The sequence below is a fragment of the Rhizobacter terrae genome (assembly GCF_003852895.1).
In the GTDB taxonomy this organism is placed as follows: Bacteria; Pseudomonadota; Gammaproteobacteria; order Burkholderiales; family Burkholderiaceae_C; genus Albitalea; species Albitalea terrae.
On sequence record NZ_QUSW01000006.1, the window covers coordinates 240,864 to 266,612 of the forward strand.

General features: G+C 67.2%; 29 protein-coding genes and 1 riboswitch. Of the genes, 9 read left to right on the forward strand and 20 right to left on the reverse strand.

All coding sequences use genetic code 11. The annotated features are described in order from the left end of the window. Positions 1-12: 12 nt before the first annotated feature. From DZC73_RS21100 to DZC73_RS21125, 6 genes are all read right to left on the reverse strand, one after another. Positions 13-1,290, reverse strand: coding sequence for an esterase/lipase family protein (locus DZC73_RS21100; protein WP_124542354.1), 1,278 nt, complete (start codon positions 1,288-1,290; stop codon positions 13-15). Between the two features lie 356 nt (positions 1,291-1,646). Next, the gene (locus DZC73_RS21105) at positions 1,647-1,976 is read right to left on the reverse strand and encodes a PilZ domain-containing protein (protein WP_124542355.1); all 330 of its coding nucleotides are present in this window, start codon (positions 1,974-1,976) and stop codon (positions 1,647-1,649) included. Further along, the gene (locus tag DZC73_RS21110; protein WP_124542356.1) at positions 1,973-2,599 is read right to left on the reverse strand and encodes a sensor histidine kinase; all 627 of its coding nucleotides are present in this window, start codon (positions 2,597-2,599) and stop codon (positions 1,973-1,975) included. The genes DZC73_RS21105 and DZC73_RS21110 overlap by 4 nt, the downstream gene beginning before the upstream one ends. Further along, a complete protein-coding gene (locus tag DZC73_RS21115; protein WP_124542357.1) occupies positions 2,596-4,227 on the reverse strand; it encodes a tetratricopeptide repeat protein in 1,632 nt (543 codons plus the stop codon). The genes DZC73_RS21110 and DZC73_RS21115 overlap by 4 nt, the downstream gene beginning before the upstream one ends. A 26-nt stretch (positions 4,228-4,253) precedes the next feature. Then, positions 4,254-4,574, reverse strand: coding sequence for a hypothetical protein (locus tag DZC73_RS21120; protein ID WP_124542358.1), 321 nt, complete (start codon positions 4,572-4,574; stop codon positions 4,254-4,256). Between the two features lie 71 nt (positions 4,575-4,645). After that, positions 4,646-4,731, reverse strand: a riboswitch (cyclic di-GMP riboswitch). Between the two features lie 164 nt (positions 4,732-4,895). Beyond that, positions 4,896-5,102 (reverse strand): dodecin, encoded by a 207-nt coding sequence (locus DZC73_RS21125; protein ID WP_124542359.1) that lies wholly within the window; start codon positions 5,100-5,102, stop codon positions 4,896-4,898. Positions 5,103-5,274: 172 nt separating this feature from the next. On the opposite strand from DZC73_RS21125, the gene DZC73_RS21130 reads away from it, so the two are divergent. Next, complete coding sequence (locus DZC73_RS21130) at positions 5,275-6,099, forward strand: GGDEF domain-containing protein (protein WP_124542360.1); 825 nt, start codon at positions 5,275-5,277, stop codon at positions 6,097-6,099. Positions 6,100-6,108: 9 nt separating this feature from the next. Here DZC73_RS21130 and DZC73_RS21135 read toward each other — a convergent pair whose 3' ends face one another. The 4 genes from DZC73_RS21135 to DZC73_RS21150 form a co-directional block, all read right to left on the reverse strand. Then, positions 6,109-7,512, reverse strand: coding sequence for a sigma-54-dependent transcriptional regulator (locus DZC73_RS21135; RefSeq protein WP_124542361.1), 1,404 nt, complete (start codon positions 7,510-7,512; stop codon positions 6,109-6,111). A gap of 47 nt (positions 7,513-7,559) precedes the next feature. Beyond that, entirely contained in the window at positions 7,560-8,765 is a 1,206-nt protein-coding gene (locus DZC73_RS21140; RefSeq protein ID WP_124542362.1) for a DUF5666 domain-containing protein, read from the reverse strand. Continuing rightward, the gene (locus DZC73_RS21145) at positions 8,762-9,691 is read right to left on the reverse strand and encodes a DUF6502 family protein (RefSeq protein ID WP_198414915.1); all 930 of its coding nucleotides are present in this window, start codon (positions 9,689-9,691) and stop codon (positions 8,762-8,764) included. Before DZC73_RS21145 ends, DZC73_RS21140 begins: the two co-directional genes overlap by 4 nt. A 93-nt stretch (positions 9,692-9,784) precedes the next feature. Further along, positions 9,785-12,001 carry a hybrid sensor histidine kinase/response regulator gene (locus tag DZC73_RS21150; RefSeq protein ID WP_235835224.1) on the reverse strand — a complete coding sequence of 739 codons (2,217 nt, stop codon included), beginning with the start codon at positions 11,999-12,001 and terminating at the stop codon, positions 9,785-9,787. 230 nt (positions 12,002-12,231) lie between these two features. Here DZC73_RS21150 and DZC73_RS21155 point away from each other — a divergent pair, with 230 nt between their 5' ends. Continuing rightward, positions 12,232-12,705: an outer membrane lipoprotein gene (locus DZC73_RS21155; protein WP_161974685.1), complete on the forward strand. Its 474-nt coding sequence runs from the start codon at positions 12,232-12,234 to the stop codon at positions 12,703-12,705. Positions 12,706-12,853: 148 nt separating this feature from the next. Here DZC73_RS21155 and DZC73_RS21160 read toward each other — a convergent pair whose 3' ends face one another. The 3 genes from DZC73_RS21160 to DZC73_RS21170 form a co-directional block, all read right to left on the reverse strand. Then, entirely contained in the window at positions 12,854-13,222 is a 369-nt protein-coding gene (locus DZC73_RS21160) for a hypothetical protein (RefSeq protein WP_124542365.1), read from the reverse strand. A 68-nt stretch (positions 13,223-13,290) separates the two neighbouring features. After that, a complete protein-coding gene (locus DZC73_RS21165; RefSeq protein WP_124542366.1) occupies positions 13,291-13,614 on the reverse strand; it encodes a plasmid stabilization protein in 324 nt (107 codons plus the stop codon). 19 nt (positions 13,615-13,633) lie between these two features. After that, positions 13,634-13,828, reverse strand: coding sequence for a hypothetical protein (locus DZC73_RS21170; RefSeq protein ID WP_124542367.1), 195 nt, complete (start codon positions 13,826-13,828; stop codon positions 13,634-13,636). Positions 13,829-14,410: 582 nt separating this feature from the next. Between DZC73_RS21170 and DZC73_RS21175 the strand changes: the two genes are divergently transcribed. Next, positions 14,411-14,779: a response regulator gene (locus DZC73_RS21175; protein ID WP_161974686.1), complete on the forward strand. Its 369-nt coding sequence runs from the start codon at positions 14,411-14,413 to the stop codon at positions 14,777-14,779. Here the strand turns inward: DZC73_RS21175 and DZC73_RS21180 are convergent. Further along, positions 14,770-16,074 (reverse strand): hybrid sensor histidine kinase/response regulator, encoded by a 1,305-nt coding sequence (locus DZC73_RS21180; protein ID WP_124542369.1) that lies wholly within the window; start codon positions 16,072-16,074, stop codon positions 14,770-14,772. The genes DZC73_RS21175 and DZC73_RS21180 overlap by 10 nt on opposite strands. Before the next feature lie 163 nt (positions 16,075-16,237). On the opposite strand from DZC73_RS21180, the gene DZC73_RS21185 reads away from it, so the two are divergent. The 3 genes from DZC73_RS21185 to DZC73_RS29920 all read left to right on the forward strand — a co-directional run bounded on the left by DZC73_RS21185 (position 16,238) and on the right by DZC73_RS29920 (position 17,348). After that, positions 16,238-16,504 carry a GlsB/YeaQ/YmgE family stress response membrane protein gene (locus tag DZC73_RS21185; RefSeq protein WP_124542494.1) on the forward strand — a complete coding sequence of 89 codons (267 nt, stop codon included), beginning with the start codon at positions 16,238-16,240 and terminating at the stop codon, positions 16,502-16,504. Positions 16,505-16,547: 43 nt separating this feature from the next. After that, positions 16,548-16,868, forward strand: a complete 321-nt coding sequence (locus tag DZC73_RS21190; RefSeq protein ID WP_124542370.1) for a DUF883 family protein — start codon at positions 16,548-16,550, stop codon at positions 16,866-16,868. A gap of 75 nt (positions 16,869-16,943) precedes the next feature. Next, on the forward strand, positions 16,944-17,348 hold the full coding sequence (locus tag DZC73_RS29920) for a hypothetical protein (protein ID WP_124542371.1): 405 nt from the start codon (positions 16,944-16,946) through the stop codon (positions 17,346-17,348). Between the two features lie 5 nt (positions 17,349-17,353). Here DZC73_RS29920 and DZC73_RS21200 read toward each other — a convergent pair whose 3' ends face one another. Next, positions 17,354-18,166, reverse strand: coding sequence for a mechanosensitive ion channel family protein (locus DZC73_RS21200; protein ID WP_124542372.1), 813 nt, complete (start codon positions 18,164-18,166; stop codon positions 17,354-17,356). A gap of 108 nt (positions 18,167-18,274) precedes the next feature. On the opposite strand from DZC73_RS21200, the gene DZC73_RS21205 reads away from it, so the two are divergent. Together DZC73_RS21205 and DZC73_RS21210 are read left to right on the forward strand one after the other, a co-directional pair. Then, positions 18,275-18,937 (forward strand): D-glycero-alpha-D-manno-heptose-1,7-bisphosphate 7-phosphatase, encoded by a 663-nt coding sequence (locus DZC73_RS21205; RefSeq protein ID WP_124542373.1) that lies wholly within the window; start codon positions 18,275-18,277, stop codon positions 18,935-18,937. Positions 18,938-19,029: 92 nt separating this feature from the next. Continuing rightward, positions 19,030-20,571 (forward strand): hybrid sensor histidine kinase/response regulator, encoded by a 1,542-nt coding sequence (locus tag DZC73_RS21210; protein ID WP_124542374.1) that lies wholly within the window; start codon positions 19,030-19,032, stop codon positions 20,569-20,571. A 16-nt stretch (positions 20,572-20,587) separates the two neighbouring features. Here the strand turns inward: DZC73_RS21210 and DZC73_RS21215 are convergent, their stop codons facing one another. Continuing rightward, the gene (locus DZC73_RS21215; protein ID WP_124542375.1) at positions 20,588-23,218 is read right to left on the reverse strand and encodes a TonB-dependent receptor plug domain-containing protein; all 2,631 of its coding nucleotides are present in this window, start codon (positions 23,216-23,218) and stop codon (positions 20,588-20,590) included. Between the two features lie 222 nt (positions 23,219-23,440). Between DZC73_RS21215 and DZC73_RS21220 the strand changes: the two genes are divergently transcribed. Continuing rightward, a complete protein-coding gene (locus DZC73_RS21220) occupies positions 23,441-23,836 on the forward strand; it encodes a nuclear transport factor 2 family protein (RefSeq protein ID WP_124542376.1) in 396 nt (131 codons plus the stop codon). A 28-nt stretch (positions 23,837-23,864) separates the two neighbouring features. Here DZC73_RS21220 and DZC73_RS21225 read toward each other — a convergent pair whose 3' ends face one another. From DZC73_RS21225 to DZC73_RS21240, 4 genes are read right to left on the reverse strand one after another with little or no spacing between them, the layout of a single operon-like run. Further along, positions 23,865-24,410 (reverse strand): DUF4256 domain-containing protein, encoded by a 546-nt coding sequence (locus tag DZC73_RS21225; protein ID WP_124542377.1) that lies wholly within the window; start codon positions 24,408-24,410, stop codon positions 23,865-23,867. Positions 24,411-24,412: 2 nt separating this feature from the next. After that, positions 24,413-24,664, reverse strand: a complete 252-nt coding sequence (locus DZC73_RS30510) for a DUF1905 domain-containing protein (RefSeq protein WP_198414916.1) — start codon at positions 24,662-24,664, stop codon at positions 24,413-24,415. Then, positions 24,661-25,176: a carboxymuconolactone decarboxylase family protein gene (locus DZC73_RS21235; RefSeq protein ID WP_124542379.1), complete on the reverse strand. Its 516-nt coding sequence runs from the start codon at positions 25,174-25,176 to the stop codon at positions 24,661-24,663. The genes DZC73_RS30510 and DZC73_RS21235 overlap by 4 nt, the downstream gene beginning before the upstream one ends. Before the next feature lie 14 nt (positions 25,177-25,190). Further along, positions 25,191-25,739 (reverse strand): peroxiredoxin, encoded by a 549-nt coding sequence (locus DZC73_RS21240; RefSeq protein WP_124542380.1) that lies wholly within the window; start codon positions 25,737-25,739, stop codon positions 25,191-25,193. Positions 25,740-25,749: the final 10 nt, after the last annotated feature.

Consider the following 25,749-nt stretch of genomic DNA (forward strand, 5'->3'; position numbering starts at 1 on the left):
GACTGGGGGGCCTTACAACCCCCGCAGCTGATCGATGTGCGCCTTGTACCAACCCACGCTGTCGAAGAACAGCGTCCAGCCGATGATGTCGAAGTGGTCGTAGCCGTCCATCAGGCCCTTCCAGTTCCACGCACCGGCCTGCGGCGTGCCGCCGTGGCTGATGTCCTTGATCGTCACGGGCCGCGGGTAGATCGTGCCGGCGCTGTTCATCGCCCAGGTCGGCGCCTTGTGCGAGACGGTGTTGACCACCCCGTCGTTGGCATACCAGGTCGACGGATCCACCGGTGCGAAGGGGCGGCCGTCGGGCCAGTAGTTGCCCATCCAGCCCGGGCCGACGAACAGGAAGACCAGCGGATTCGTGTCCACGTTCGGGTAGTGCCAGCCGGTGAGCAGGCCGCGGTAGCTCGAATCGGTGCTGACGCTGAAGTAGTAGATGCCCGACAGGTCCTTCACCCAGTCGTTCTCCGCCATCGCGCCGTTGGGGCCGAGGTCATACGGTGAGAGATCCTTGATGCCGCTGTCCCACAGCGACCAGCTCATCACCCGGTTCACGTAGTCCGAGAAGCTCTCGCCGCTCTTGCGCGGGCCGATGTACCACTGGTCCATCTTGAAGTCGTACACCGTCTGCGCCGGCGTGCCGCCGGTGAGGCCAGCGACGCCGGTGACCAGTTGCTGAACCACCGGCACCCAGTCCACCACACGATAGGCCAGCGTCGTGCCGTCGTTCGGCGTGGAGATGGTGGTCACGCTTTTCACCCAGTTCGCGTTCACTGCATAGGAAAACAAGCCGGGATTGCTCGGCGCGCCGTTGTTGGCCAGCAGTTGCGCCAGCATGCGTGCCGTCTGCCCGCCCATGCTGTGGGTGACGAAGTGCACCGGATGCGTGGCGTCCCACTGCGGGTACAGGCCCGGGAAGCAGGTGCGGCCGTTGTGCCAGTAGGTCTCGGGTTTCTGCAGGTGGCCGGCGTTGCTGGCGTGCAGTTGGCCATAGTCCACGCAACCGCCCTTCACCTGGTAGAACAGCTCCACCGCGCGGTCCCAGTTCGAGCTGAAGGGGCCGACCTGCGCCGTCTTCACCAACTGGTTGCTGTACTTCGATTGCAGTTGCACTTCGAGGTCGGTGAGCCCGCCCCAGTACTTGTAGCCCAGCATCTCGCTTCGGCCAAAACCGGCGAAGCCGTGCACGAAGATGACCGGGTAGTTGTTGGCCGCAACGGCCGGCTGAAAGCTGCTCACCACAGAGACGACGGCAGCAGCCAGCAGCATTCGCAGAATGCGCAGAGTCTTCATATCTCCTCTTTCTCTTCAACGTGGATGACCCAGTTGGCTGCATCGTTCTTATGACTGCTGTGCAGCACAGTGCGATCTTCGTGATGACCGCTAAGAGAGACATTGACTGCGAAAGCCAAGTGCATGGCCTTCGGTTGGTTACAGCACTAGGAAAAATGCCGATCGGGTCAACCCGAACCAAGCAGAAAACCAAACGAGAAAACCCGCTGCCACAACGGCAAAGGCGCGGGTGGGCTGGGCGTGTTGCGTAGTGAAGTAAAGGAGGAGGACCGGGCGCAGCCCGGTCCGGGGGACATGAACGGAGCAACACGCCCAGCCCACCCGCGCCTTTGCTCATCCAAACCGATGCGCAAGCCTCACTCAGAAAACCCGTTGACGGCCTCCCGGCTGTCGTCGTCAAGGTCACCGAAAGCAGTGCCCACCTTGAAGCCATCAGGCCCGGAAAACGAGCAATACAAGACTTTGACGGCCGCGGTCACGGGCCGCACCTCGCCCCCCACCGGCAGCTCGAAACTCACCTCGCAGCGCGTCCCCGGCGGAATGGGCTTGGGGGACATGAGGCTCATGCCGTCCACGCCCACATCCCAGGTCTGGCTCTCGCGCGGCGGCTGGCCGGGCAACACCACCGTCGCAGGGGCACGCAGCACCTTGCGGGGATGGATTCGGCGGTTGGTTCCGGAAATCACGGCAGGAACAGCTCGAACAGAGCACCTCCAGCTGGATGATCGCGCAAAGTGCAGTGTCCGTGCACGCCGCGATTGCGGTGGGCGCGCGCCACCTCGTTGCACAGCTTCAGGCCCAGCCCCGTGGACGTGGCCATCGGGGCCGTGCCGACACCCGGGCCGTCGTCATGCACGTAGAAGCACAGCATGTTCTGCTGCATGCGGGCGCCCAGCACGATGCGCGCCTTCGCAAACCGCAAGGCGTTGTGCAGTGCGGAATCCAGCGCCAGCCGGACCAGCTGCGGGTCGTAGAACCAGAAGGCCGGCAACACCTCGGGGGTCTCGCGCTCGATGCGCACGCGAGAGGAACCAAGCGGTACCGCCTGCGCATGGACGTCGTCGAGGAAAGCCTCGGGCATCTCCTCGTGCGGCACGGCGCGCAGGCCGGATTCCTCGGCGGCGCGCTGCACCGTCAGCCACTCCACCAGCTTGCTGGTCAGCGCCATCGCCTGCTGGTTGGCGGTGTCCACATGCGCCTTCGCCTCGGGCGGCAGGCTCATGGCCTGCAGCCTGGCGAGCTCCTCGCCGAGGATCACCAGCCGGTTCTTGACGTCATGCGCGACGGCCGAAGACAGGGCGAAGTTCACTGAAGCGCCCCCGACGCGGCGACCCGCTCGCGGTAGAACTTGCGCGCCGCCGCCACCCGGGTGTGGTTGGGGTGCTTGCTGTCCAGCTCCTGCAGCAGGTCCTGCGCGCGCGCCGCGTGCTCGGCGCCGCCGGCCACCCGGCCGATGGCCACCAGGTACAGCGTGCACAGCTCGATCTGGATGTGGAAGTTCGACGGCGACACCGCCAGCGCCGACTCGCCCAGCTCGATGGCCTTGACGAAGTCGGCATTGCGCTTGGCGGCCTGCAGGTCCTGCAGCACCTGCTGGACCTCGGCACCGGCCTTGGCGACGATGTCCTGGCAGGCGGCTTCCACCGGCGTGCCCTGCGCGGCGCGCAAGGCCGCGTTGAGCACCAGCGGCTTGTCGGTGTTGGCGCGGGCCACGGCCTCGATCAGCCCCTGGCCCAGCTCCAGCCGGCCGGTCGCCAGGGCGCTCTTGGCCACCAGCAGCTTGTTGGCATCGGGCAGCGGCGTCACCTGCAGGCCGCGCTCGACCTCGGTCATCAGCTTCTTGGCTTCCTCGACATTGCCGGTGTGCTGGTGCACCTGGGCGCACACCGCCTTGGTCAGCACCTGCGCCACCGGATGGTCGGCGTACTGCTTGGCCGCGTCCGTGGCCACGGCCAGCGCCTTCTTCGCGTCGCCGTTGTCCAGGTGGGCCTGGGCCAGCAGGACGTTCTCCTCGTGCGACCGCGTGACCGACCCCTTGTTCTTGGCCACCGCGGCCTCCAGCGCCTTCACCGCCACGTCTGCCTTGCCGGCATCCAGTGCGACGGCGCCCAGGCGGAACTTGCGGCGTGCGTTGGGCACCACCTCGGCCACGGCGCGCGCCGTCTCCAGCGCCGCTTCCTGGTCGCCCTGCTCTTCGGCGATTTCCAGCAGCGCGTCATAGGCCGCGGCATAGTCGGCGTGCGTCTCGATCAGCCCTTCCAGCGATTGGCGCGCCTCGTCGATGCGGCCCAGCGCGCGCAAGGCATTGGCATTGCCCAGCACCGCCCAGGGCAGCTCGGAATTCAGCGCCAGCACCTGGCCGTAGGTCGCCTGCGCCTCGTCGAAGCGGCCCAGCTTCATGAACGCGTTGGCCTTCTGTTTCAGGCCCTCCACCGACAGCGAGTCACGCCGCTCGATGAAGCCCGCCGCCACCTTGAGCACCTCGTCCCACTTCTTCGCGTCGATGGCGTGCAGCAACGGCGCCAGCGCGGCCTTGCGCGCGGACAGCGTCTCGATGTAGCGGGCCAGCAGCTGGTCGGTGAAGGGCTTGACGATGTAGCCGTCGGGAATGAAGTCGCCCGCCGAGAGCACGTCGGTGCGCAGCGAGTTGGCGGTGATGAAGATCCACGGCGCGGTCGGGTTCAGCACGTTGGTGGAGCGTGCCAGCTCCAGCAGTTGCTGGCCGTCGGTGCCCTCGCCCAGGTTGTAGTCGCTGAGCACCACATCCACATTCTCCAGCTGCATGGCCTTGACGGCCTCTTTCGCATTGCCGGCCATCACCACGTTGCGGATGCCCAGGCGGTAGAGCGACTCGCGGATGATCTGCCGCATCTGCTGCTGGTCGTCGATGACCAACACCTTGAAACTGGAGACGGGACGGGTGGCGGGAGCTTTCATGGCGGTACTGCTGCGTGCGATGAACGTCAGGCCTGCTGGGACAGGCAGCGAGCGAGCAGCCAGCACAGTTGCTGGTTGGCGCTGTCCTCGAATTTCGGTCCGGTGGGGGAAGGCCCGTTGAGCACGCGCAGGATGATGCCCAGCTCGGTGGACGCGAAGTGCTGCTGCGCCCCGGCGCAACGCGCCTCGCTGCGGCGCCAGCCGTCGATCCAGTCGCACACGTCGTGCTCGCACTGCCGCACGCTCGCGGACTGCGACTGGCGCTCCATCATGAAGCTCACGAGCTTCATGGTGCGGTCGGAGAAGTTGTCGGCGGTGGTGGCTGGCGCGGGCCCGAAGAGCGGCATGTGCGGTCTCCCTGTCGGAACGTGACGAAGGCGCACTGCGCTCGGCCGAAACGGGAGATTCCGTTCCGTCGTGGGGCAACCCCGCTGCCATGGCCCGAAGGCGGTAGACCGGAAGCTTTGCGACCCCGGCTTTCGCACGGGTGTGCCTTTGTCAATGCCCTTCACTGTATCGAAAGGCAACGTCCGTTGGTGCATGCGACAGCGCCCGCGCATCACGCGGCGCATCCGCGCGTGACGGAATCCGCAGCGAAAAACTTCGAGAAAGTGCTAAAGCCTTCGGCCCGCCCGGCCGAGAGGCGGGTGCTGCGACGCACCCATGCGCTATTCGAGCGTGAAGCCCAGCTTGATCGTCACCTGCCAGTGCGCCACCTTGCCGTCCACCACGTGCCCGCGGGTCTCGCACACGGTGAACCACTGGATGTGGCGGACCGTCTCGTGGGCCTTGGTGATGGCGTTCTGCACCGCTTCCTCGATGCTGATGGGTGAGGAGCCGGTGAGTTCCAGGTGCTTGTAGACGTGGCCGGTCATGCGCATCTCCTTGGGGTGAGGCGGCCACGCTATTCCGATTCGGGCCGCGCCACAAGTGCGGCCCTGCAGTGCGCTTTGCCGCGACAGGATTTCACGCCCCCTCAAATGCGCGGCGCACGCCCTTCTCCGGTTGTGGTCGAATTGGGGGACCTGCTCGCCCTCAGAACACCCCATGTCCACCCCCTTCCTTTCCGATTCCGCGCCCGGCTGGTTCCGCTGGCTCAGCCGGCTGGTGCTGCGGGTGGGCATCTGGCGGGCGGTGGCGGCCATCACGGCAGTCGTTGCGATCGCGGCGGTGGGCCTGTCCCAGGGCGTCATCAGCGTGCTGGGCCACGGCGACCGCTGGATCGCCTTCATCTCGGCGTCGCTGTGCTCCGTCACCCTCACGCCGCTGCTGGGCTCGCTCATCCTGCGCCTGGTCTTCGAGCTGGACCGCGCCCAGAAGCAGCTCACGATCCTCGCCACGCAAGACGACCTGACCGGCGTGCACAACCGCCGGCACTTCATGGCCGTGGTGCAGCGCGAGTGGGACCGCGCCCGCCGCTACAGCACCGCCTCGGCGCTGCTGCTCATCGACGCCGACCATTTCAAGCGGGTGAACGACCAGCACGGCCACCTGTGCGGCGACGAGCTGCTGCGCGCCATCGCCAAGTCGGTCGGCAGCTCGCTGCGCCAGGCCGACGTGCTGGCCCGCTTCGGCGGCGAGGAACTCATCGTGTTCCTGCCCCACACCGACCCGCTGGGCGCGCTGGACGTGGCCGAGCGCATCCGCGAGCGGGTGCAGGCCTTGTCGGTGCCCTGGAAAGGCAGCACGGTGTCCACCACCGTGAGCATCGGCATGGCCCCCATGCGCGACGAACTCCCCTCGCTGGACTGGATGATCCACGAGGCCGACACCGCGCTGTACGCAGCCAAGTCCGACGGCCGCAACTGCGTGCGCACCCTGCCCTTCGAGCCCAGCCGCAGCGGCGGGGCCTTCGAGACCCATCGCCGCTGAGCCGAAGGCTCACACCCTCAGGCTGCCCATCGCACTCCTGGCGCGCGCCACCGCCGCCTGCGGCAGCAAGGACCAATCCCTCAGCCGGTTGTACAGCGTCTTCACGCTGACACCCAGCGCGTGGCTCGCCCGCTGCTGGTGGCCGTCGTAGTAGTCCAGCGTGGCCAGCACCACCTGGCGCTCGATGTCGGCCCAGCTCTCGCCCACGCACAGCGCAAGGATGGGCGTGTCCGGCTCCAGCACATCCACCGGCAACGATGACCGCTGCTGTGTAGGCAGGCAGGCGTCGGTGATCTCGCTGCCGGCGGCCATCACGTAGGCGCGCTCCACCACGTTGCGCAGCTCGCGCACGTTGCCCGGCCACACGTAATCCGCGAAGGCCTGCAGCACCTGCGGCGAGAAGCGCTTGGCCGAGCCCTCGCGCCGCGCGATGGCGCCCAGGAAGTGCTGGGCGATGACCTCCACGTCTTCCGGCCGCTCGCGCAGCGGCGGCATGTTGATCGGGAAGACGTTGAGCCGGTACAGCAGGTCCTCGCGCAGCTTGCCGTCGCGTACTGCAGCCATGGGGTCGCGGTTGGTGGCGGCGATCAGCCGCACATCCGTGGTCTGCAGCTGGGTGGAGCCCACGCGCATGAAGGTGCCCGTCTCCAGCACCCGCAGCAGCTTCACCTGCAGCTCCAGCGGCATCTCGGTGATCTCGTCGAGGAACAGCGTGCCGCCCTTGGTGCGCTCGAAGAAGCCGATGTGCTGGTTGTCCGCACCGGTGAAGCTGCCCTTCTCGTGCCCGAAGATCTCGCTTTCCATCAGGTGTGGCGAGATGGCGCCGCAGTTCACCGCCAGCATGGGCTTGTCGCGCCGCTTGCTCCGGTCGTGCAGCGTGGCTGCGGCCAGTTCCTTGCCGCAGCCGCTCTCGCCGGTGATGAGCACCGTCACGCCCGTGGGCGCCACCCGGTCGATCTGAGCCTGCACGCGCTGCATCGATGGCGAGCAGCCCAGCAGCATGGGCGTGCGCGCCGCGGCGGCGTCACTCGCCTCGTGCGAGCCGTGCAGCCGCACCCCCGAACGGCTGACGCGGTGCAGCAGGCGGTTCAGGTGCTCCGGCGCCACGGGCTTGAGCAGGTAGTCCACCGCCCCCAGGCGCAGCGCCTTGAGCGAGCTTTCCAGGTCACCCTGCCCGGTCACGAAGACGATCTCGGTGTTCTCGCCCATCACTTCATCGTCGTAGAGCGCGAAGCCGCTGCCGTCGGGCAGGTGCAGGTCCAGCAGCACCAGGTCGGGCTTTCGCAGGGCCATCTGCCGGCGAGCATCGCGAAGGCTGCCCGCCGTCGACACGGTGAAGCCCGCATCGGCGATCAGCATGGCCATGGTCTCGGCTGCATCGCGCTCGTCGTCCACTACCAGCACATGTTGCATTGCATGACTCCTCGGTTTCGTTCACTGCTTCCCTGCGCCGGCTCGGGCTACCGGTCGAACTTGATCTTGTCGGCGCGCACCTTGGTGCCGCCATCAGCCAGACTGCCGCTGACCTTCACGGCGGCGCCCGGCACCAGCATCGACGGGCTGCCGCTTCGGAAGGACGTGCCCGGGTCGAAGACGACGGTGTTGCCGCGCAGCACGAAGCTGTGCGTGGCCGCATCCACCGACTGCACGGCGCCTTCCAGCGTCACCTTCGCGTCTTCGCCGGGCGCCCGGTATTCCACGCTGCCGGCCACCAGCACGCCGTCGATCACCTGGCCTGTCACGAGCACGCGCACGCCGTTGCGAAGCTGGCCGCTGGTGCCTCCGGTGAAGAGCACCGCCGCGCCGGCCGCATTCACCGGCATGCCGTTGAGCTTGAAACGCTCGATGCCGTGGTAGGCCGACACCAGCCCGTCGACCTCGGCCGACGGCGTGTCGGGAATGGCCCGCGTGCCCGCGGTCGCATGCAGCAGTTCCCAGGTGCCGCCCTTGCCAGCCGCGGTGCGCACGCTGAGCTTGAGCAGTGCGCCATCGAACAGCGGCGGCAACTCGGCATCGTCCAGCGCGGCATAGCTGATGCGCGCGTTGCCGATGCTGAAGGTGCGGCGGGCCTCGTCCAGTCCGCTCACGATGCCGCGCAGCTTGTAGCTTGGCGCCTGCGCCGCCACGTCGATGCGCGTGGCGTCGTAGCGCCCCGTGGCCTCATCGAGCAGTGCGTGCACTTCCAGCACAAGGCCGCGCCTGAGCCCCGCCATCACGGCATCCGGGTCGAAGGCCGTGGACGGTCCCACCGCCACCGTCTGGCCCAGCACCGTGATCGTCGAGGCCTTGATGTCGATGCGCTCCAGAGGCCCGCGGATGGCACTGGCGAACACCACCTTCTGCGCCTTCGCGCTGCTGACGCCGGTGGCCGCGTCGGTGGTGATCTCGCCGGCCTGCACGTCCAGCGACATGCCCAGCTTGAGATCGCCTCGGTAGTGCAGCCCGCCCTCGTCGTCGAGAACCAGGGCACGCGTCTCGTCGAAGTGCACACCGTTGAGCACGATGGAGCCGAAGCCGGACAGCCGGCCGCGGGCGTACGACGACGTGGGCGCGCCGGTGCCGCCGCTGTCCACGCCGCCCGCGCAGGCCCAGGCCGCGCAGCAGATGGCGAGCAGCCCGGCCGCCATGCGCATGGCGGCACGCAGCGGGGTCTTGATGGGTGTCATGTCGGTCTCCTGTGGCGGGTCGCCGGCCCGTCGTGTTCTTCGTTCGCAGCGCCTGGAACGGTGGCCTGGCCTTGTGCTGGCGCCATCGGCGCGCTGTAGGCGTACATGCCCACGCGCAGCCGCTCGCGGCGTGGCCGGTCGAGGGCTTCGTCTTCGTCGATCATCTGCTGCACCACCGGCGCCAGCGTCTTGAGCACGGCCTGCCACTGCTGCCGCACGACGGGCTGCAGCCGTTCGATGGATTCGGGCGACAGCTCGTCGGCGAACAGCGCCTGCTCCAGGTGGCGTGGCCCGCTCTCGCGCGATTCGGCGCCCCTCACGTTGCTCACCGCCGCCTGCAGGTGGTCGCCGACGTTGGCGGCGAGGAAGCCGAGCATCCGCTGCTGGTCGTCATGCGGCACGAAGGTGTCGCGCAGCAGCACGACGGTGTCGCGCCGCTCATCGTGGCTGGCCAGGCCCAGGCGGCCCAGTTCGTCGAGGAGCGTGCGTGGGTGGACGTCCTGCGTGACGGCACGCGCCAGCGACTGGAAGCTGGGCGCCTTGCCCGTGCGGGGCAGCTCGCGCAGCGCTTCACCGTCGCGCCGGTAGGCCGGATCGCTCAGCCAGCGAGTGAAGAGCTGGGTCGCCAGCGAACGCCGCGGTGCATCGGGCTGCGGGTTGCGCATCAGGCGCGACACCTCGCGCCGCGTCAGCCCCGTGGCTGCGCTCATGCGGCTCACGGCGCGCAGCGGCAAGGTGTCGGCGTGCGCGGCGCGGGCCGCGTCCACGAAGGCGCTGCGCATCAGTTCGTCGAGGTCGCCATGGCGAAGGCCGTGGGCCACGGCCAGTTGCGCCAGCGGCGCCATGACTGCGCGGCAAGCCTGCAGCAACCCGGCCATGGCCTGGTCGGCGCCATCCTGATCGACGGACGACGGGACGGCGCTCATCGTGCGATCTCCCTGGCGAGGGGACATGAATGTGCGATCTGCACATTTCCGGCCGGGCGAGCGTGATGGCGTGCGTGCATCTGGAAGCCTCGCTCAGTCCAGGGCGTCGGCCGTGGGGGCCAGCAGCGCGATCAACTCGTCCACGTCCACCGGTTTCACCAGATGCTGCTCGAAGCCTGCATCCACGCTGCGCTGCCGATCACTCTGCTGGCTGTAGCCGGTGAGGGCGATGAAGCGGCAGGGATGGCCCGCCAGCCGCTCGCGCAGCCGCACCGCCAGCTCGTAGCCGTCGATCACCGGCAGGCCGATGTCCAGCACGGCCACGTCGGGCTTGAAACTGTCCACCAGTTGAAGGGCCGCCGCCGGGTCCATGGCCACGCGCACTTCATGCCCGATCGAACTCACGGCCAGCGCCAGCATCTCGACGGCGTCGGCGTTGTCGTCCACCAGCAGCACGCGGGTGCCGCCATCTGCCGCAGCCGGCATGGAGAGCATGCGCGACGACGGCGTGGGCGCGACGTCCACGGTGTTCAAGGGCAGCTGCACGATGAACTCGCTGCCGTGTCCCAGCCCTTCGCTGCGCACCGACACCCGGCCACCATGCAGGTGCACCAGGCTCTTGACCAGCGCCAGCCCGATGCCCAGGCCGCCTTCCGCACGGTCCTTGCCGCGCTCGCCCTGCACGAAGAGGTCGAACACCCGGCCGAGCATGTGCGGCGCGATGCCGATGCCGTTGTCGCGCACCGAGATGACCACGCCGCGCCCATCGCGCCGCGCGCGCAGCGCCAGTTCACCGCCTTCGGGTGTGTAGCGCGCAGCGTTGGTCAGCAGGTTGGACACCACCTGCGCCAGCCTCACCGCATCGCCCACCCAGGCCACCGGCGGGTCGGGCAGGCGCACGCTCAGGCGGTGCCGGCGCTTCTCGATGAGCGGGCTGGCCATCTCGACCGCGCGCGTCAGCACCTCGCCGATGTCCGCGCGTTCCTTGCGCAGCTCGATCTTGCCGCGCGTGATCTTGGAGACATCCAGCAGGTCGTCCACCAGCCGGATGAGGTGGTCCACCTGCCGCTGGATGACGTCCTGCTCGCGCAGCGTTTCGGAACCGTCGCGCATGCGCATGAGCCGCAAGGTGGTGACGATGGGCGCGAGCGGGTTGCGCAGCTCGTGGCCCAGCATGGCGAGGAACTCGTCCTTCGCGCGGTTGGCCGCGGCCAGCTCGCGCAGGAGCCGGGCGCGTTCATCGTTGGCCCGGTCGAGCACCTCGCGGGCCTGCTGCTGCTCGGTCACGTCACGGGTGAAGCAGCGGGTGAACTGCAGCTGGCCGTCCTCCATCACCGGCGTGGTGTGCACGAGCACGTGCCTGAAGGTGCCGTCCTTGCAGCGCAGCTTCACCGCCTCGTTGTAGAGCGTCTCGCCGGCGCGCATGCGCTCGGCGATGTGCCGGCCTTGCTCCGGGTCCGCATGGAAGCGCCACCAGGGCTGGTCGATGACCTCTTCGCGCGTGAGTCCGAGCAGTTCCAGTTCGGCGCGGTTGGCCCACGCCACCCGGCCGTCCGGTCCGATGCGGCTCAAGCCTTCGGCGGCGTTGTCCAGGAAGTCCGCCAGCTCTTTCTCGCGCATGCGCAGGGTCGCCTCGGCGCGGGTGCGCTTGTCCATCTCGGCGTCGAGCACGTCGGACTTCTGCTGCAGTTGCGTCAGCACCAGGTCGCGCTCGGCGTTGCTCACGCCATTGACGCGCGTCGGGGACGACAGCACGTGCGTGTGAGAGGTGCACACGCGATGACAAGCCAGCCGGTCTTCGTCGCGCGTGAACAAGTTCAACGGGTAGGCACAGTACAGCGAGAAGGCCTGCTGGGTCGACAAGATGTTCCACAACTCTTCCAGGCGGATGGCGGCAGCCTGCTGGCCGCGCTCGCACAGCAAGGCCACCATCTCGCCGAAGGCTCGCACCGAGCGTGCCCCGTCGCGCGAGGCGCGCTTGAGCACGCCGCCCACCACCTCGATGAACAGGTCTTCGTCGGGCCAGCCTGCACGCATGAATTGGTGCAGGGTCTCTTCGGCATCGAGCGCGATGAGCTCGCCGGGAAACCAGTGCTCGGCGCCCACTGCGTCACGTGCGCCTTGCAGTCGCCGGTCAAGGCCTTGCCGATGCAGCGGCGTGGCGATCACCACGCCCGCGTCGCCGCGGCGCAGCGCGCCATCCATGAAGTCGGCGACCTCGTCCAGCAAGGCCTCGTCGTCCTTGTAGAACTGGACAAAGTGATGGCCAGGCTTGCCGCTGTCTGCCTGCGTGACCTTGGTCGTCTGCACTCGCATCTCCAGACTCGCGCTCACCGGTGGCCAGCTGCGATTCGGTCAAATCCGGCAATCGGCATGCCCAGACCGTATAGGACTTACACGGTGGACGCGGCCTGTAGGCCGAACCTCACAAGCGATCGGGGACCGCACCGACCACTGCATCAGCGACCGCTGGCAGCCTCGGACCACGCGGCGGGCGAGCATGTGGCGCCATGTGTTGGCTACAACAAGGAGTTCGAACCATGACCCGCAAAATCATCACGCTATCCCTGCTCGCCTCGTCGCTGGCGCTCACCGTGGGCTGTTCCTCGGTGCCCAGCGAGCCCAACTACGGCGCAGTGGGCTCGTCGCCGAGCTATTCCACCTCCGGCACCTATGACAGCGTCCAGTACGGCTACGTGCGCAACATCCAGCAGCTGGACACGTCGCGCCGCAGCTCCGGTGCGGGCGCGCTGCTGGGCGCGGTGATCGGCGGCGTGGTGGGCAACCAGGTGGGCGCCGGCACGGGCCGCGCCGTGGCGACGGCCGCCGGCGCGGTGGGCGGCGCCGTGATCGGCAACAAGATCGAAGACCGCGGGCGCCAGCCGTCGTCGTACTACCAAGTGGATGTCCGCCTGGACAACGGCGACTTCCGCACCTTCGACTATGCGGACCTCAGCGGGTTGCGCGTGGGTGACCGGGTGCGCGTGCAGGATAACCAGCTCCAACGCTGGTGACATAGAGTCCCCCCAGTCGCTGCGCTCCTGCCCCAGGGGCCACGCAGGGCCCCTTCGTGGCCCTTGGGCGCCACCCTGCGGACCGGCGAAGCCGGATCCGCGGGCGTGGCTTGAGGGGCGCTTCGCTGCGCTTGCTAGATGCGCTTGATCAGCAAGGACGACGCGTGCTGTTCGATGCGGTCAGATTCCCCGCCGCGCCATTGCGGCTCTCGTAGATCTGCCGCACGCACTGCGCGCGGTCGCTGCGGTCATTGCTGTTGATGCACTGCTTGTAGGCCGACGGCATGTTGCCGTGCATGCCGTCGTTCACGCGTGCGACGGAGCGTGCGCGGTGGCTGCGCTGGATCGGCTGATCCGAGCCTGTGCCTGACGCGCTGCTGTAGTTCGTGCGGTCGCAATCCACACTGCGATCACCCGATGGCGAAGGGTTGTCGCCGGTGGCACCTTGAGCCAGCGCGCCACCCGTCAAGGCACATGCGCAGCACAGCGCAGCAAGCAGCCTGGAAGTCGTTGCCATGGTCTTCTCTCCTTGTGGTTGAGGATGAAGACAGGGTGGCAACCCTCATGCCGCTTGGCTGGCGCGGTTCAGCGTTTGAGGTGCCGTTCGAGCTCGGCCTTGGTCATGCGCGAGCGGCCCTTGAGGCCTTTCTCCTGCGCCTCGTGGTAGAGCTGCTCGTAGGTCCGGCCGCCTTCACCCGAGTGCGAGTGCAACCCGCCGCGGCGCGATGCGGGCATGTCTTGCACCGAGCTGCGGCTGGCCTCCTTGGCTTCGCCGTGCTGCGCGCGTTCCTTGTTCACCGTGCGTGCGGCAATTTCTTCGGCAAGGTCCTCACCTTTGCCGCGCGACTCCAGGCTGTCGCGGATGTGCTCGTACTGTCGTTCGCGCTTGGGGCTCCATGCTTTGGGCATCGTTGCGGCTCCTTCGATGTCAATGGATGGTGGGCTGGTCCATCACCGGCGTGGGCACCACTGGCGGCTCGCGGACCGGCACCGGGTTGGTCGCCGGCGACGGCGGATCCTTCACGTCAGGCGGATCGACGTCGGGGCCGGGCGGCTTGGGTGGCGGCACCGGAGGTGTCGGCGTGTGCTGCGGCTCGGGGGTCTGGTGGGCCAGGACGGTCACGGGTCGACTCTGAGTTGGAGTGAGGTTGCGCTTGCCGCTGCAAGGCGCGCTCCCGCGTCCGGTTCCGGGACGCGGGCATGTCCAGCCGGTGAACACCCCGCCCCTGAAATGCAAAGAGCCGCGCAGTGCGCGGCTCTTTGCCTGAAGAAATACCGTCTCGAGCCCGCATCGCCCAATGAGTCGGGAGGAAGGGGGGAGGAGCGAAGCAGTTGAATGCCCGAGCCGGAAAAACTGGTGGAGCCTCTACCGCCATGCGTCTTCAGACACAACGCGCTGAAAGCTCCTTGATGCATTGAACAGCAAATGCTGTACCAGCCGCGCGAGGGTGAGTCCCTGCTGCTCAATGCATGAGCAGTGACAGCTCAACTCTCCTATGAAAATGGGCCTTCGACACGATGGACTGCCTGTTGAAAGCCATCATTAACAACCCGGAAATTCTTGGAAAGTCCGTAATTCTGAGATGCAAGCTTTACCGGTGAAACTGCCATGGACCGTGTCGCACCGGGGAACATGTGTGCCATTACACCCGGCATCCGATTTGCAGAACATCCCTACGTTTGCAGGAATCCGGAGACAAGAATGATGAGCAAGGCCAAGCGGGTGATGCTGGTGGATGACAACATGGACGCTGCCGAATCACTGGCCCAGTTGCTGGCCCTGTCCGGCCACGACGCGCGCACGGCCGGCGATGGCAACCAGGCGCTGAGCCTGGCGCGCGAGTTCCACCCCGACGTGGTCTTCTGCGACCTGGGACTGCCCGGGATGAACGGCTACGAAGTGGCCAAGGAACTGCGCTCCTTGCCCTTCGGCCGCGAGATGGTGTTGGCCGCCCTCACCGGCTACGGCCAACCCAGCGACCGTGAGAAATCGGCCGAGGCCGGCTTCGATGCCCACCTGGTGAAACCGGTGGACCCTTCGGTGATCGAGAGCTTCCTCGACGACTACGCCTGAGGCACGTCGGCCACCGCCGGCGCGTCGTCCACGCCCAGGGCATGCGCGACGGTGCGCAGCACCCGCTCGGGGTCGATGGGCTTGGGCACGTGTTCATCGAATCCCGCCTGCAGTGCCTTGGCGCGGTCTTCCCGGCGCGAGAACGAGGTCAAGGCCAGCGCCACGAGGTGGGGCCGGTGCTCGAGCCCCTCCAGTCGGCGCAGGCGGCGGATGAACTCATAGCCGTCCTCGTCGGGCATGGCGATGTCGGAGATGAGCACATCCGGCTGCTCGCTATCGGCCAGGTGGGCGATGTACTCGTAGGCCTTGGCGGCGCGGTCGAAGCTGTGCAGGTCGACCTGCGCTTCGCGCAGGATCAGGCCGAGTACCTCGCGGCCGTCATCGTCGTCTTCCACAATCACCACGCGCTTGCCCGCCAGCGGCGACCCGGTGTGGCCGGCCGGCATGGTGGGCAGGTCCGTGTTCAGTACGCTCGCCGGCAGTTCGATCGTGAAGCGCGAGCCGCGCCCCACCCCTTCGCTGAACGCGCGGATCGTGCCGCCATGCAACTCCGCCAGTTGCCGCGCCAGCGACAGGCCCAGCCCCAGGCCATTCGTGCGGCGCTTGTCGGAACTGTCGGCTTGGCTGAAGCGTTCAAACAGGGCCGCCAATTGCGACGCGTCCAGGCCCGCGCCCGTGTCGCTGACCTCGATGGCCAAGCCATCGGCCCGGACGCTGGAACACAGCGTCACGATGCCGTCCTCTGGCGTGAATTTCACGGCGTTGGATAGAAGTTTTACTAAGGCCTGCCGCAAGCGTTCCCCGTCCACCCGAACCATGCCGGCCTGCCTGTCATGCGAAGTCTCCAGCCGGATGCGCTTGGCTTCGGCTGCAAGTTGCACCGTCTCCAGCGCATCTTCCAGCAGGCGGCGCAGCGGCACGCTGGCATAGACCAGTTCGAGCTTGCCGCAAAGAATGCGTTGGCTGTCCAGCAGGTCGTCGACCAACTGCACCTGGGCCTGCGTGTTGCGGTCGATCGCATCCAGCGCCCTGCGCTGCAAAGGCTGAAGCTCACCGCTGTGGCGCAGCACGTGGGACCAGCCGCGAATGGCATTCAGCGGAGAGCGCAATTCGTGCGTCACCACGGAGAGGAATTCATCCTTGGCCTGCGTGGCGGCTTCGGCGTCCTGCCGGGCCTGGCGCTCCATGGCGAGCAGCTCCTGCGCGTCACGCACAGGCCTTGCACGGGCCGCGCGTGGCTTGCCCGCTGGCTTTCGACGCGGCGCAGTGTCGGTGTCGTTGGTGGGGGACTTCATTGTTAAAAACCGGTGGCGCCGTCATCGGCTTCATGAAGTCAGCGCAAGCGACGTGCCCGGCCGCCGACGCCGCGGCATGCCATTTGCCGACTGGTGCCTGAGGCCGGCGCCAATGGCGGCGAGGGCCGCAACCCTGAAACGACCTTTGAAAGGACCTTCCATGATCAACTTCATCATTTGGCTGATCGTTGGCGGCCTGGTCGGCTGGATCGCCAGCATGATCATGCGCACGGATGCCCAGCAGGGTGTCCTCCTCAACATTGTGGTGGGCATCGTCGGCGCCGCGATCGCAGGCTGGCTGATCTCACCACTGGTGGGGGTGCCAAGCATCAACACAGGCTTCAGCGTCGGCTCGTTCGTCGTGTCGCTGCTGGGCGCCATCGTGCTGCTGGGCATCGTCAACCTGTTCCGTCGCGGAAGAGTCCGCTGACCCTGCGACCCCACCGTCTCCCACCGTTCAGAGGAGGTCAAACATGGACACCACCACCACCGGCGCCGCATCGACGCTGGACAACGTGACCGAACGCGGCCACAGCACCGTGGACCGCGTGGCGCAGTCCGCGCACGAAGCCATCGACCGCGTGGCCGGCAAGGCCGGGCCCGCGGTGGAGAAGCTTCGCGCGTCCACCAGCAACGCCGGCGCAAGCTTGCGCGCGAAGGCCGACGCGTTGGGCGAGATGGAGGAGAAGTGGGTGCAGAACACCCGCGGCTACATCCGCGAGAACCCGTTGACGGCCGTCGCGATTGGCGTGCTGGTCGGCGTGGTGTTGAGCAAGCTGTCGTCGTCACGTTAGAGACCCGACAACTGCTGACGGCCTTGCATGGCGCTTGCCATGCAGGGCCGTTTCATTGACCAGGAGACCCTTCACATGGCCACCAGCAGCATCCTCGGCGGCGAACGCGCCGCCTCCCAGGCCGAGGGCCGCGACGTGGAACGGCTCGGCCCCAGCGACAGCTCCGACAGCGGCAGCGACGTGCAAGGCGAGCTGGACCTGTCGGACCCGCAGAACCCCGAGCAGATGGTGTTCGGCGCGACCCAGCCCGGCCTGCGGGCCGACTCCGATTCGGCCGGCACGGGTGAGCGCGGCTCGGCACTCATCGAAGACGAAGCCCGCGAAGGCAACGACATTCTTCCCGACCAGGTGCAGAACCTGTCAGACGACGACACCAGCGACCTCGGCCTCACCGAAGCGGAGCTGGACCTGATCGAGAAGGCCGAGCTGGAAGACCTCGCCCAGCAGGACCTGGGCGACGATGACGAAGACGTGAGCTGATCAGTTCACAGCGGCGCGGTGCGCATGATCTGAGTGGGCGTGGGCGCCGGCCAGCCGGCTTCCTTCGCCACGCGGATGATGGCTTCGTTGGTGTCGAAGTAGACCTGCCAATAGTGGTCGGTGTGGCAGTACGGGCGCACGGCGATGACGGGCCCCACGAGGTTCATGTCCAGCACCGACACCTCGGGCGGATGCGAGGTGGCCACATTGGGAATGCGCGCCACCGCGGCACGCAGCCGCTCGATGGCATCCAGCGCATCGACGCTGCCTGCGAGCTGGGCCGTGCGCTCCACGCGGCGCACGGGCCGTGCCGAGAAGTTCATCACCGTGTCGCCGAAGACCTTGGTGTTGCCCACCAGGGTCAGCACGTTGTCAGGCGTGACGATGGTGGTACCGAACAGTCCCAGCTCGTGCACGGTGCCGGTGAGGCCGCCGATCTGCACGAAGTCGCCCACCTTGAAAGGCCGCAGCACCAGCATGAAGGCACCGGCGGCGAAGTTGCCCAGCATGCCGCTCCAGGCCGCGCCGATGGCGACGCCGGCGCCCGCCAGCATCGCCGCAAAGGAGGTGGTCTGGATGCCGAAGTAGCCGAGGATGCCCAGCACCAGCGTGACGTTCAGCGCGATGGCCGCGATGGACCCGAGGTACTTGGTGAGCGTGGGGTCGATGTGGTTGCGGTTCATCGCCGCCTGCATCAGCCCCACCGCCTGGCCGATGATCCAGCGGCCGATGATCCAGAACGCGATGGCGGCCAGCACCTTGATCGCGAGGGCGGCCAGCGTGGTGCTCACGAAGGCCTGGATGGTTTGCATGTCCATGGAACGCTCCTCCCACCAATGGAGCCGCGATCCTGCCGCAAAGGCGTGACCGCCACAACCGCAGGCACGTCGATTGCCAAGGTCTTCTCACCACATGGGAGGATGCGGATGGCCGCCTTGTTTCCTGACTTTGACTCGACCCTGCCGCCCGTCGACCTGGCGCGCGCGGTATTCCTGGACAAGGACGGCACGCTCATCGACGAGATCCCGCACAACGTCGACCCCGAACGTGTGCGATTCACGCCCCAGGCGGTCGATGCACTGCGCCTCCTGAACGACCAGGGCTTCCACATCGTCATCGTCAGCAACCAGCCGGGCTTGGCCTTCGGGCTTTACACGCGCGCCCAGCTGTCGGTGCTGCACATGGCCTTGCGCGAGATGCTGGAACGCGAAGGCATCCCGCTGCTGGACTTCTTCACGTGCGCCCATGCGGCCGGTGCCGGCCCCGTGCCGGCCTGCCTGTGCCGCAAGCCCGCGCCCGGCCTGCTGCGGCAAGCGGCCCGCACGCACGGGCTGGACCTGTCGCGCTCGTGGATGATCGGCGACCTGCTCGACGACGTGGAGGCCGGACGCCGCGCCGGCTGCCAGAGCATCTTGCTGGATGTCGGCCACGAAACCGCGTGGAGGCGCTCGCCCTTGCGAACACCGCACCACCGGGCCGCCAACATGCTGCATGCCGCACAGTGGATCGTCGCGCAGGAGCCCAGCACCATGCCACTGATGCCCGCGGGCATGCCACTGGCCTCCGGTGAAACGCCCGTTTACAGCTGACCGGTAATTTCTAGAATCTCGCCTCTGCCTCGCACGTCCCATCCGGACTGGCGTGGGACGTGGTTTGCCACATCAGGCGAAAGAGAGCGGTCATGGCGGGCGTGTTGGGCGCGCGCGATCAGGCCGAGCGAGACCGGCTGTTCGAGCTCTCGCTCGACATGCTTTGCGTCGCGGGATTCGACGGGTACTTCAAGCAGGTCAATCCTGCGTGGTCGCGAACCCTGGGCTGGAGCGAAGCGGAACTGCTCGCCTTCTCCTGGAAAGACCTCGTCCATCCCGATGACCGGCGCGCCAGCCGCGAGGCCGGCAAGGCGCTCTTCGCCGGCATGCCCTCGGTGTGCTTCGAGAACCGCCACCGGTGCAAGGACGGCAGTTACCGCTGGCTGTCGTGGAACGCCTACCCCGTCGTCGCCGACCAGACCATCTTCGCCGTGGTGCGCGACATCACCGCGCAGAAGCTGACCGAACAGCACCGCATCGAGCTGGAGACGCGGCTGCGCGAGTCGCAGAGGCTGGAGGCGCTGGGCACGCTGGCCGGTGGCATCGCGCACGACTTCAACAACATCCTCGCCACGGTACTGGGCAATACCACGCTGGCCATGGAAGGCATCGCGCCGGACCATCCCGCGATGGAGCGGCTGCGGCACATCAACAAGGCCGGCCTGCGCGCGGGCGACCTGGTGAGGCAGATCCTCGCATTCAGCAAGAACTTCTCGCCCGAGCTGTCGCGGCATTCGCTCAAGCGCATCGTCGAGTCCGCGGTGTCGGCCATGCGGCCGGACCTGCCGGCGGGCATTGCCCTGGAACTGCTGCTGTGCGAGGAGCACGTGCACGTCATGGCAGATCCGCAGCACCTGCACCAGGTGGTGGTCAACCTGTGCAGCAATGCCGTGCAATCCATGCAAGGCCTGCCAGGCAAGGTGGAAGTCGGCGTGGAGCGCCTGGACATCGACGCGGCCGCGGAGCGCCCCGCAGGGCTGCCCGCCGGCGAGTACGCGCGCGTGTGGGTGGCCGACAGCGGCTGCGGCATGGACGAGAGCCTGCTGGGCCGCATCTTCGAGCCCTTCTTCACCACGCGGGCCGTCGGCCAGGGCGTGGGGCTGGGCCTGTCGGCCGTGCACGGCGTGGTGAGCTCGCACGGCGGCGCCGTGTCGGCGGACAGCACGCCGGGGCTGGGCAGCACCTTCCACGTCTACCTGCCGCTGGCGGATTCGATGCCGCACGCCGAGCAGGCGCCGCACGCATCCGACGCAGCCCGATCAGAGGTGCAGCATGTGCTCTACGTCGACGACGACGAGACGGTGATGATCCTCATGGATGCGCTGCTGAAGCGGGCGGGCTACCGCGTCACCTGCCATTCGGACCCGCACGCCGCGGTGTCGGCCGTGCGGCGGGAACCGCAGTCCTTCGACCTCATCATCACCGACTTCAACATGCCGGCCTTGACTGGGCTCGGTCTCGCCGCAGACGTGGCGCGCATCCGGGCGGACCTGCCGGTGGTGATCCACTCCGGACACATCTCGGACTCGGTGCGCACCGAGGCTGCCCGTCTGGGCGTGCGCGGCGTGGTGAACAAGGGCGGCTCGTTCGACGAGCTGGGCGCCGTGGTCCAGCGCATCCTGGCATCGCAGTAATGCCGCCCACGCCCGCTCAGAACTGGTAGCTCGCCCCCACCGTCACGAACCTGCCGACTGCGCCGTCCTGATGCAACGACGGGTTGTAGTGCGCCCCGCCCGAGGCCACACCGCCGCCTGTGGAGCCGGAGGCGAACGCATCGATCGGGGGCTTGCGGTCAAACAGGTTGCTGATGGCAAAGCGCAGCGTCAGGTCCTTGCTGGCCCGGTAACTGCCGGCGAGGTTGATGGTGGACCAGCCGCCCACGCGGCACAGCGGCGAGTCGGCCGGCGCGCCGCCCGGAAAGATGGTGCTCAGCGCCGAGCTGCAATCGGGCAGGTTGTAGCTGCTGTCCTCGACGCGCATGCCGCTGATGTAGTTGATCGTGCCGGTGAGTTCCACGTCGCCGCGCGCCCAGGTCAGTGCCAGCGAGGCGCGGTCGCGCGGGGTGCCGGTGTTGGTGGAGACGAAGCTGGGGCCGTGGGTTCCGGCGAGTTCATAGGTGACCCCATCGCGCTCGATGGTGTAGCGCTGCATGTGGCTCCACTGCAGCTGCGAGCTGAATTCGCCGAACTTCATGCGCAGGTCCACGTCCACGCCGCTGGTGCGGGTCTGGCCCACGTTGATGAACGGGTAGGTGCCGTAGAGGATGGTGTCGTTGGCGTCGGTGGGCGCCGCGTTCGGTGTGGTGGGGCTGTTGACGCGGTAGAGCTTGGTGCCGAAACGATCGGGCGTGTCGATCTGCGACTGGCCGAACAGGCCCACCGACACGATCTGGTTGCTGATCTGGATGTCGTAGTAGTCGACCGAGACGTTGAAGTCCTTGCTCGGCTCGAACACCAGGCCCAGGGTGTAGGACTTGGACTTCTCAGGCTTGAGGTTCGTGCCGGGAAGCTGCAACTGCGTGCCGCCCACGCCGATGTCGCACGGGGCACCAGGCTTGACGAGATTGCACAGCGCGGTGTCCAGCAAGGGCGGCAGGTAGCCGGCGCTGGAGCCGGAGGTGCCGATCTCGACCGGATTGGGCGCGCGGAAGCCGCCGGCGTAGGTGCCGCGCAGGGTGAGCTCCTTCTGGGGCAGGTACTTGAAGCCGAGCTTGGGCGTGGCGGACGAGCCGTAGGTGTCGTAGTGGTCCACCCGCGCGGCGGCTTCGAGCGAGAAGGTCTTGGTGAACGGCGCCACCAGTTCACCGTGCGCCGCCCAGATGTTTTGCTTGCCGACACCGAAGGCGTAGATGTTGCTGGCCTGGGCTCCGTTGGCGAAACCTTCCGGGAACTGTTCGTTGAGCGAGCGATGCATGAACTCGACGCCGGTGCCCAGGGCCAGCGCGCCGCCGCCCAGCGTCATGAGGTCGCGGCTGGCGCGCAGGCTCACGAAGTTGAGCGTGTTGCTGGAGGTCGATTCGCCTTGCGGCGTGATCTCGGCCAGGGCCGCCGCGCTGTTGGGTCCGCCGATGACGTAGCGCCCAGCATCGAGCGCCGCTTGCAGGGCCGGCAGGCTGACGAAGTGCGAGAGGGTCAGCTTGGTCTCGACGCGGGTCAGGCCCAGCGCGGCCTGCACGTCCCAGGCACCCCAGGTGCCGGAGAGATCGGCGACGAGGCGGGTGGATTGCGTTGAAGTCTGCGAGCGCTGGGCGGGCAGGTCTTCGAAGGTCTGGTCCACCGGCAGGCCCGTCTTGGGGTCGATGACGTTGGTGTTGTTGAGCGCCGTGGCCAGCGGGTTCTGATGAGCCGGCCCGAAGACGAAGGTGGTGATGCCGCTGGAGGGCGACACCGTGTTCTGCAAGCCCACCTGGGTGGCCTGGCTGCCGAACACGGAACCGGTCAGGCCCAGGGTCCAGTCCTTGTTGAGGTTGGCGGTCAGCTTGCCGAGCAGGCTGGCATTGCGCGTCTGCGGCGACACCTGCAACTCGCTGTTGGGGGTCAGCCCCAGGTCCTCGCCGCCGTAGCCGGTCCAGTCCGAGCCGGCGAGGCCCGGGCGATTGCTCAGCAGGATCTGGCCTTGCCGGCGATAGCTGGCGGCGAGGTAGCCGCTGGCGCCATCCTGGCCCGGCTCGCCAAAGCCCTTGACCCCCGAGACCTTGACGATTCGGCCATCGCCCTTGCTGGCCTGGCCCACTTCAGCATGCAGCGCCCCGCCCTTCTGGTGCGACTTGAGGATGACGTTGACCACGCCGGCCATCGCATCCGAGCCGTAGATGGCGGACGCACCATCCTTGAGCACTTCGACCCGCTCGACCGCGTCGATGGGGATGGAAGTGATGTCCACGAAATCGCGCTGCCCGTCGTCCGGCAACGGGTAGGACGCCATGCGGTGTCCGTCGATCAACACGAGGGTGGCGCCCACGGTCAGGCCACGCAGCGAGATGCCGCTGCCACCGGCGCCGAAGGCCCCCGGCGTGCCCTGCCCCAGCGACCCCATGTTGTTGGCCGACAGGTGTTGCAGCACGTCAGTGAGGCTGGTGAAGCCGGATCGCGAGATGTCAGCGGCGGTGAGGGTCTGCACCGGGCTCGGGGTTTCCTTGTCGGTGCGACGGATGTTGGATCCCGTGACGACCACCCGCTCCAGCGTTTCGCGCGATTCGCCTCCGGTGCTTTGGCCCCAGGCCAGCGGTGCGGCCATGGCGAGTGACAGGGTGGACAGTGCAAAGCGTGGCAGGCTCTTCATGGATCTTGCGAGGGGTGCGTGGAGGGGGGCGATTTTGGCCCGAGGCTGCAGGCGCGCCATCCCCCACGGCGTGCAAGCGTCGGCCGCACACAACACCCCGCAACCTGCGCACCAGACGCGTGCCCGGTAGGAACCCGCTGACCGGCCAAGGCAAGGATGTCCGACGTGCACCGCCCCTGCCCCGGCGCATATTGAAACTCCCTCAATTTCCGGGAGACCGACATGCAAGCAGCAAGCAAGAACATCATCGACCTGGAGAGGAAGTTCTGGCAGTCGATGGTCGACGAGGACACCGACACCGCGCTGGCAATGCTCGACGAACCATCGCTCATGGTGAGTTCACACGGCGCGATGCAGTTCGACCACGACAAGTACCGGCAGATGGCCGAGCACGGGACCATGGTCATCAAGTCGTTCGAACTCAGCGACATGAACGTGGTGTTTCCCACCGAGCAGACCGCGGTGCTGACCTACCACGTGAAGCAGGCACTGGCCGAGCGCGGGAAGTCCAAGCTGACCCACCAGGAGATGGCGGACTCGTCCGTGTGGATGCACAAGGGCGGCAAGTGGGTGTGCGTCATGCACACGGAGACGCCCGTCGACACCACATCACACTGATACCTCGGTGGCGGCCGGGTTGACCGAATCACACGCGCAGCGACACCCTGAAGCCTCTGGCAGCGTAGTACGACTGAGCCCCGTTGTGATACACGAACACCCGGCCATATCGCCTGTCTCCAAAGAGCGCACCGCCAAGCGCTCTCACCTCTGGTGGCGTCTTGATCCAGCTCGACGTCTTCACATCGAACTCGCCGAGCTTCTGCAGTTCGCGGTACTGCTCCTCGGTCAGCATTTCGCCGCCCAGGGCCTCGGCCATGTCCACTGCAGCGTCGTGCGGCTGGTGTTCCTTGCGGGATTCCAGCCCCTGGCGGTCGTAGCAGACACTGCGGCGACCCGAGGGACTCTCCGCCGAGCAATCACAGAACGTGATTTGTCCAGTCTTGGGATTCCACGCGATCACATCGGGCTCCCCACCCGTTGCCTCCATGTTGCCCAGAGACTGGAGCGCGCCGGGACGAGCCTTCAGCGCCGCCAGCACAGCGACCCACCCGATTTCCTGGTGCCTGCGCATGTTTTTCTCGAAGCGGGCCTTCAAGGTCTGGACCAGCTCTTCCCGTTCTTGCGCGTTCATGGTCATGGCGTCCGCCCAGGTTTGTCGATGCGCTCGCTCAGGCAGATGGTAACGATGTCTCCCGCCTCTTTGTCGAGGCTGGACCGCAGCCCTGCCTTGATGGGCAGCTTGTGGGTTCCGTCGCCCAGCGCCATGAAAGAGCTCTGGAACGGATGACCGTCGACCGTGCCCTTGACGCATAAAAAAAGAGCCCGCCGAAACCGGCGGGCTCCTTCTTCGGATGACCGAGGCGGCGAACGCCGCAGGCCGTTCACCCCACCTGCACCAGCACATTCGCCGCCGCCTGCACGACAGCCGCGATGCGCCCCACGTCGCGCAGGTTCTGCGTGGTCAGGCCCTCTTCCTTGAGCAGCTTGTAGTGCGACTGCACGCAGAAGTGGCACTTGCCCACGATGGAAGCCGCCAGCGCGCAGGTCTCGAACTGCCGCTTGGACACCCCGCCGTGCGTGGCGTAGGCGTTCATGCGCAGCTCCGCACGCAGGGTCTTCAACTCCTCGTCCCCCGCCATTTCCACGAAGGGGTACCAGACGTTGTTCATGCCCATGAGCGCCGCGGCCGTGAGTGCGGCTTCGGCGTCCTTGGGGTCCATGCCCTCGCGCAGCGCCTGCACGAGTTCCTGGCTCTGGGTCGCGAAGGCCGCTGCCAGCGCCGCGCCTTGCGCCTCCGTCGAGGGCAGGCTTGACCGCGTGATCACCGCGTCCAGGTTCAGGCGGATGTCCTTCGCCCAGTCGGGAATTCGCTGGCGCAAGTCGTCGAGCGTTGCCATGCCTGATGCCTCGATCAGAGCGTGTTGCCGCCGACGGCGCGGTTGCAAGGGCACAGCTCGTCGGTCTGCAGGCCGTCGAGGATGCGCAGAACTTCGTCAGGCGAGCGGCCGACGTTGAGGTTGTTCACGCTCACGTGCTGGATGGTGTTGTCGGGGTCGACGATGAAGGTCGCGCGCAGGGCCACGCCCTCGTTGCGGTCGCGCACGCCGAGCTGGTCGACCAGCGAGCCGGTGCTGTCGCCGAAGCTCCAGTGGCCCAGCTTGCTCAGGTCCTTGTGCTCGCGGCGCCAGCCGAGCTTGCTGAATTCGTTGTCGGTCGAGCCGCCGAGCAGCACGGCATCGCGTTCCTCGAACTGGCGGGCCAGCTTGTCGAAGCCGACTATCTCGGTCGGGCACACGAAGGTGAAGTCCTTCGGCCAGAAGTAGATGACCTTCCACTTGCCGGCAAAGCTCTTCTCGGTGATGGTCTCGAAGGCCGACACGCCGTTCTCTTCGTGGTGGTTGAAGCCAGGCTTCACGCCGGTGATGGAGAAGGCTTCGAGCTTGTCGCCAATGGTCTTCATGAACAGGTTC

Coding starts and splice junctions, on each gene's coding strand:
- DZC73_RS21205 (WP_124542373.1), top strand. CDS start 18,275: ATGGCCGCCTTGTTTCCTGACTTTGACTCGACCCTGCCGCCCGTCGAC.
- DZC73_RS21200 (WP_124542372.1), bottom strand. CDS start 18,166: ATGGACATGCAAACCATCCAGGCCTTCGTGAGCACCACGCTGGCCGCC.
- DZC73_RS21130 (WP_124542360.1), top strand. CDS start 5,275: ATGTCCACCCCCTTCCTTTCCGATTCCGCGCCCGGCTGGTTCCGCTGG.
- DZC73_RS21140 (WP_124542362.1), bottom strand. CDS start 8,765: ATGACACCCATCAAGACCCCGCTGCGTGCCGCCATGCGCATGGCGGCC.
- DZC73_RS29920 (WP_124542371.1), top strand. CDS start 16,944: ATGGCCACCAGCAGCATCCTCGGCGGCGAACGCGCCGCCTCCCAGGCC.
- DZC73_RS21210 (WP_124542374.1), top strand. CDS start 19,030: ATGGCGGGCGTGTTGGGCGCGCGCGATCAGGCCGAGCGAGACCGGCTG.
- DZC73_RS21155 (WP_161974685.1), top strand. CDS start 12,232: ATGACCCGCAAAATCATCACGCTATCCCTGCTCGCCTCGTCGCTGGCG.
- DZC73_RS21125 (WP_124542359.1), bottom strand. CDS start 5,102: ATGACCGGCCACGTCTACAAGCACCTGGAACTCACCGGCTCCTCACCC.
- DZC73_RS21225 (WP_124542377.1), bottom strand. CDS start 24,410: ATGAACGCGCAAGAACGGGAAGAGCTGGTCCAGACCTTGAAGGCCCGC.
- DZC73_RS21240 (WP_124542380.1), bottom strand. CDS start 25,739: ATGAAGACCATTGGCGACAAGCTCGAAGCCTTCTCCATCACCGGCGTG.
- DZC73_RS21100 (WP_124542354.1), bottom strand. CDS start 1,290: ATGAAGACTCTGCGCATTCTGCGAATGCTGCTGGCTGCTGCCGTCGTC.
- DZC73_RS21160 (WP_124542365.1), bottom strand. CDS start 13,222: ATGGCAACGACTTCCAGGCTGCTTGCTGCGCTGTGCTGCGCATGTGCC.
- DZC73_RS21215 (WP_124542375.1), bottom strand. CDS start 23,218: ATGAAGAGCCTGCCACGCTTTGCACTGTCCACCCTGTCACTCGCCATG.
- DZC73_RS21235 (WP_124542379.1), bottom strand. CDS start 25,176: ATGGCAACGCTCGACGACTTGCGCCAGCGAATTCCCGACTGGGCGAAG.
- DZC73_RS21145 (WP_198414915.1), bottom strand. CDS start 9,691: ATGAGCGCCGTCCCGTCGTCCGTCGATCAGGATGGCGCCGACCAGGCC.
- DZC73_RS21190 (WP_124542370.1), top strand. CDS start 16,548: ATGGACACCACCACCACCGGCGCCGCATCGACGCTGGACAACGTGACC.
- DZC73_RS21180 (WP_124542369.1), bottom strand. CDS start 16,074: ATGAAGTCCCCCACCAACGACACCGACACTGCGCCGCGTCGAAAGCCA.
- DZC73_RS21165 (WP_124542366.1), bottom strand. CDS start 13,614: ATGCCCAAAGCATGGAGCCCCAAGCGCGAACGACAGTACGAGCACATC.
- DZC73_RS21175 (WP_161974686.1), top strand. CDS start 14,411: ATGAGCAAGGCCAAGCGGGTGATGCTGGTGGATGACAACATGGACGCT.
- DZC73_RS21115 (WP_124542357.1), bottom strand. CDS start 4,227: ATGAAAGCTCCCGCCACCCGTCCCGTCTCCAGTTTCAAGGTGTTGGTC.
- DZC73_RS21135 (WP_124542361.1), bottom strand. CDS start 7,512: ATGCAACATGTGCTGGTAGTGGACGACGAGCGCGATGCAGCCGAGACC.
- DZC73_RS21220 (WP_124542376.1), top strand. CDS start 23,441: ATGCAAGCAGCAAGCAAGAACATCATCGACCTGGAGAGGAAGTTCTGG.
- DZC73_RS21120 (WP_124542358.1), bottom strand. CDS start 4,574: ATGCCGCTCTTCGGGCCCGCGCCAGCCACCACCGCCGACAACTTCTCC.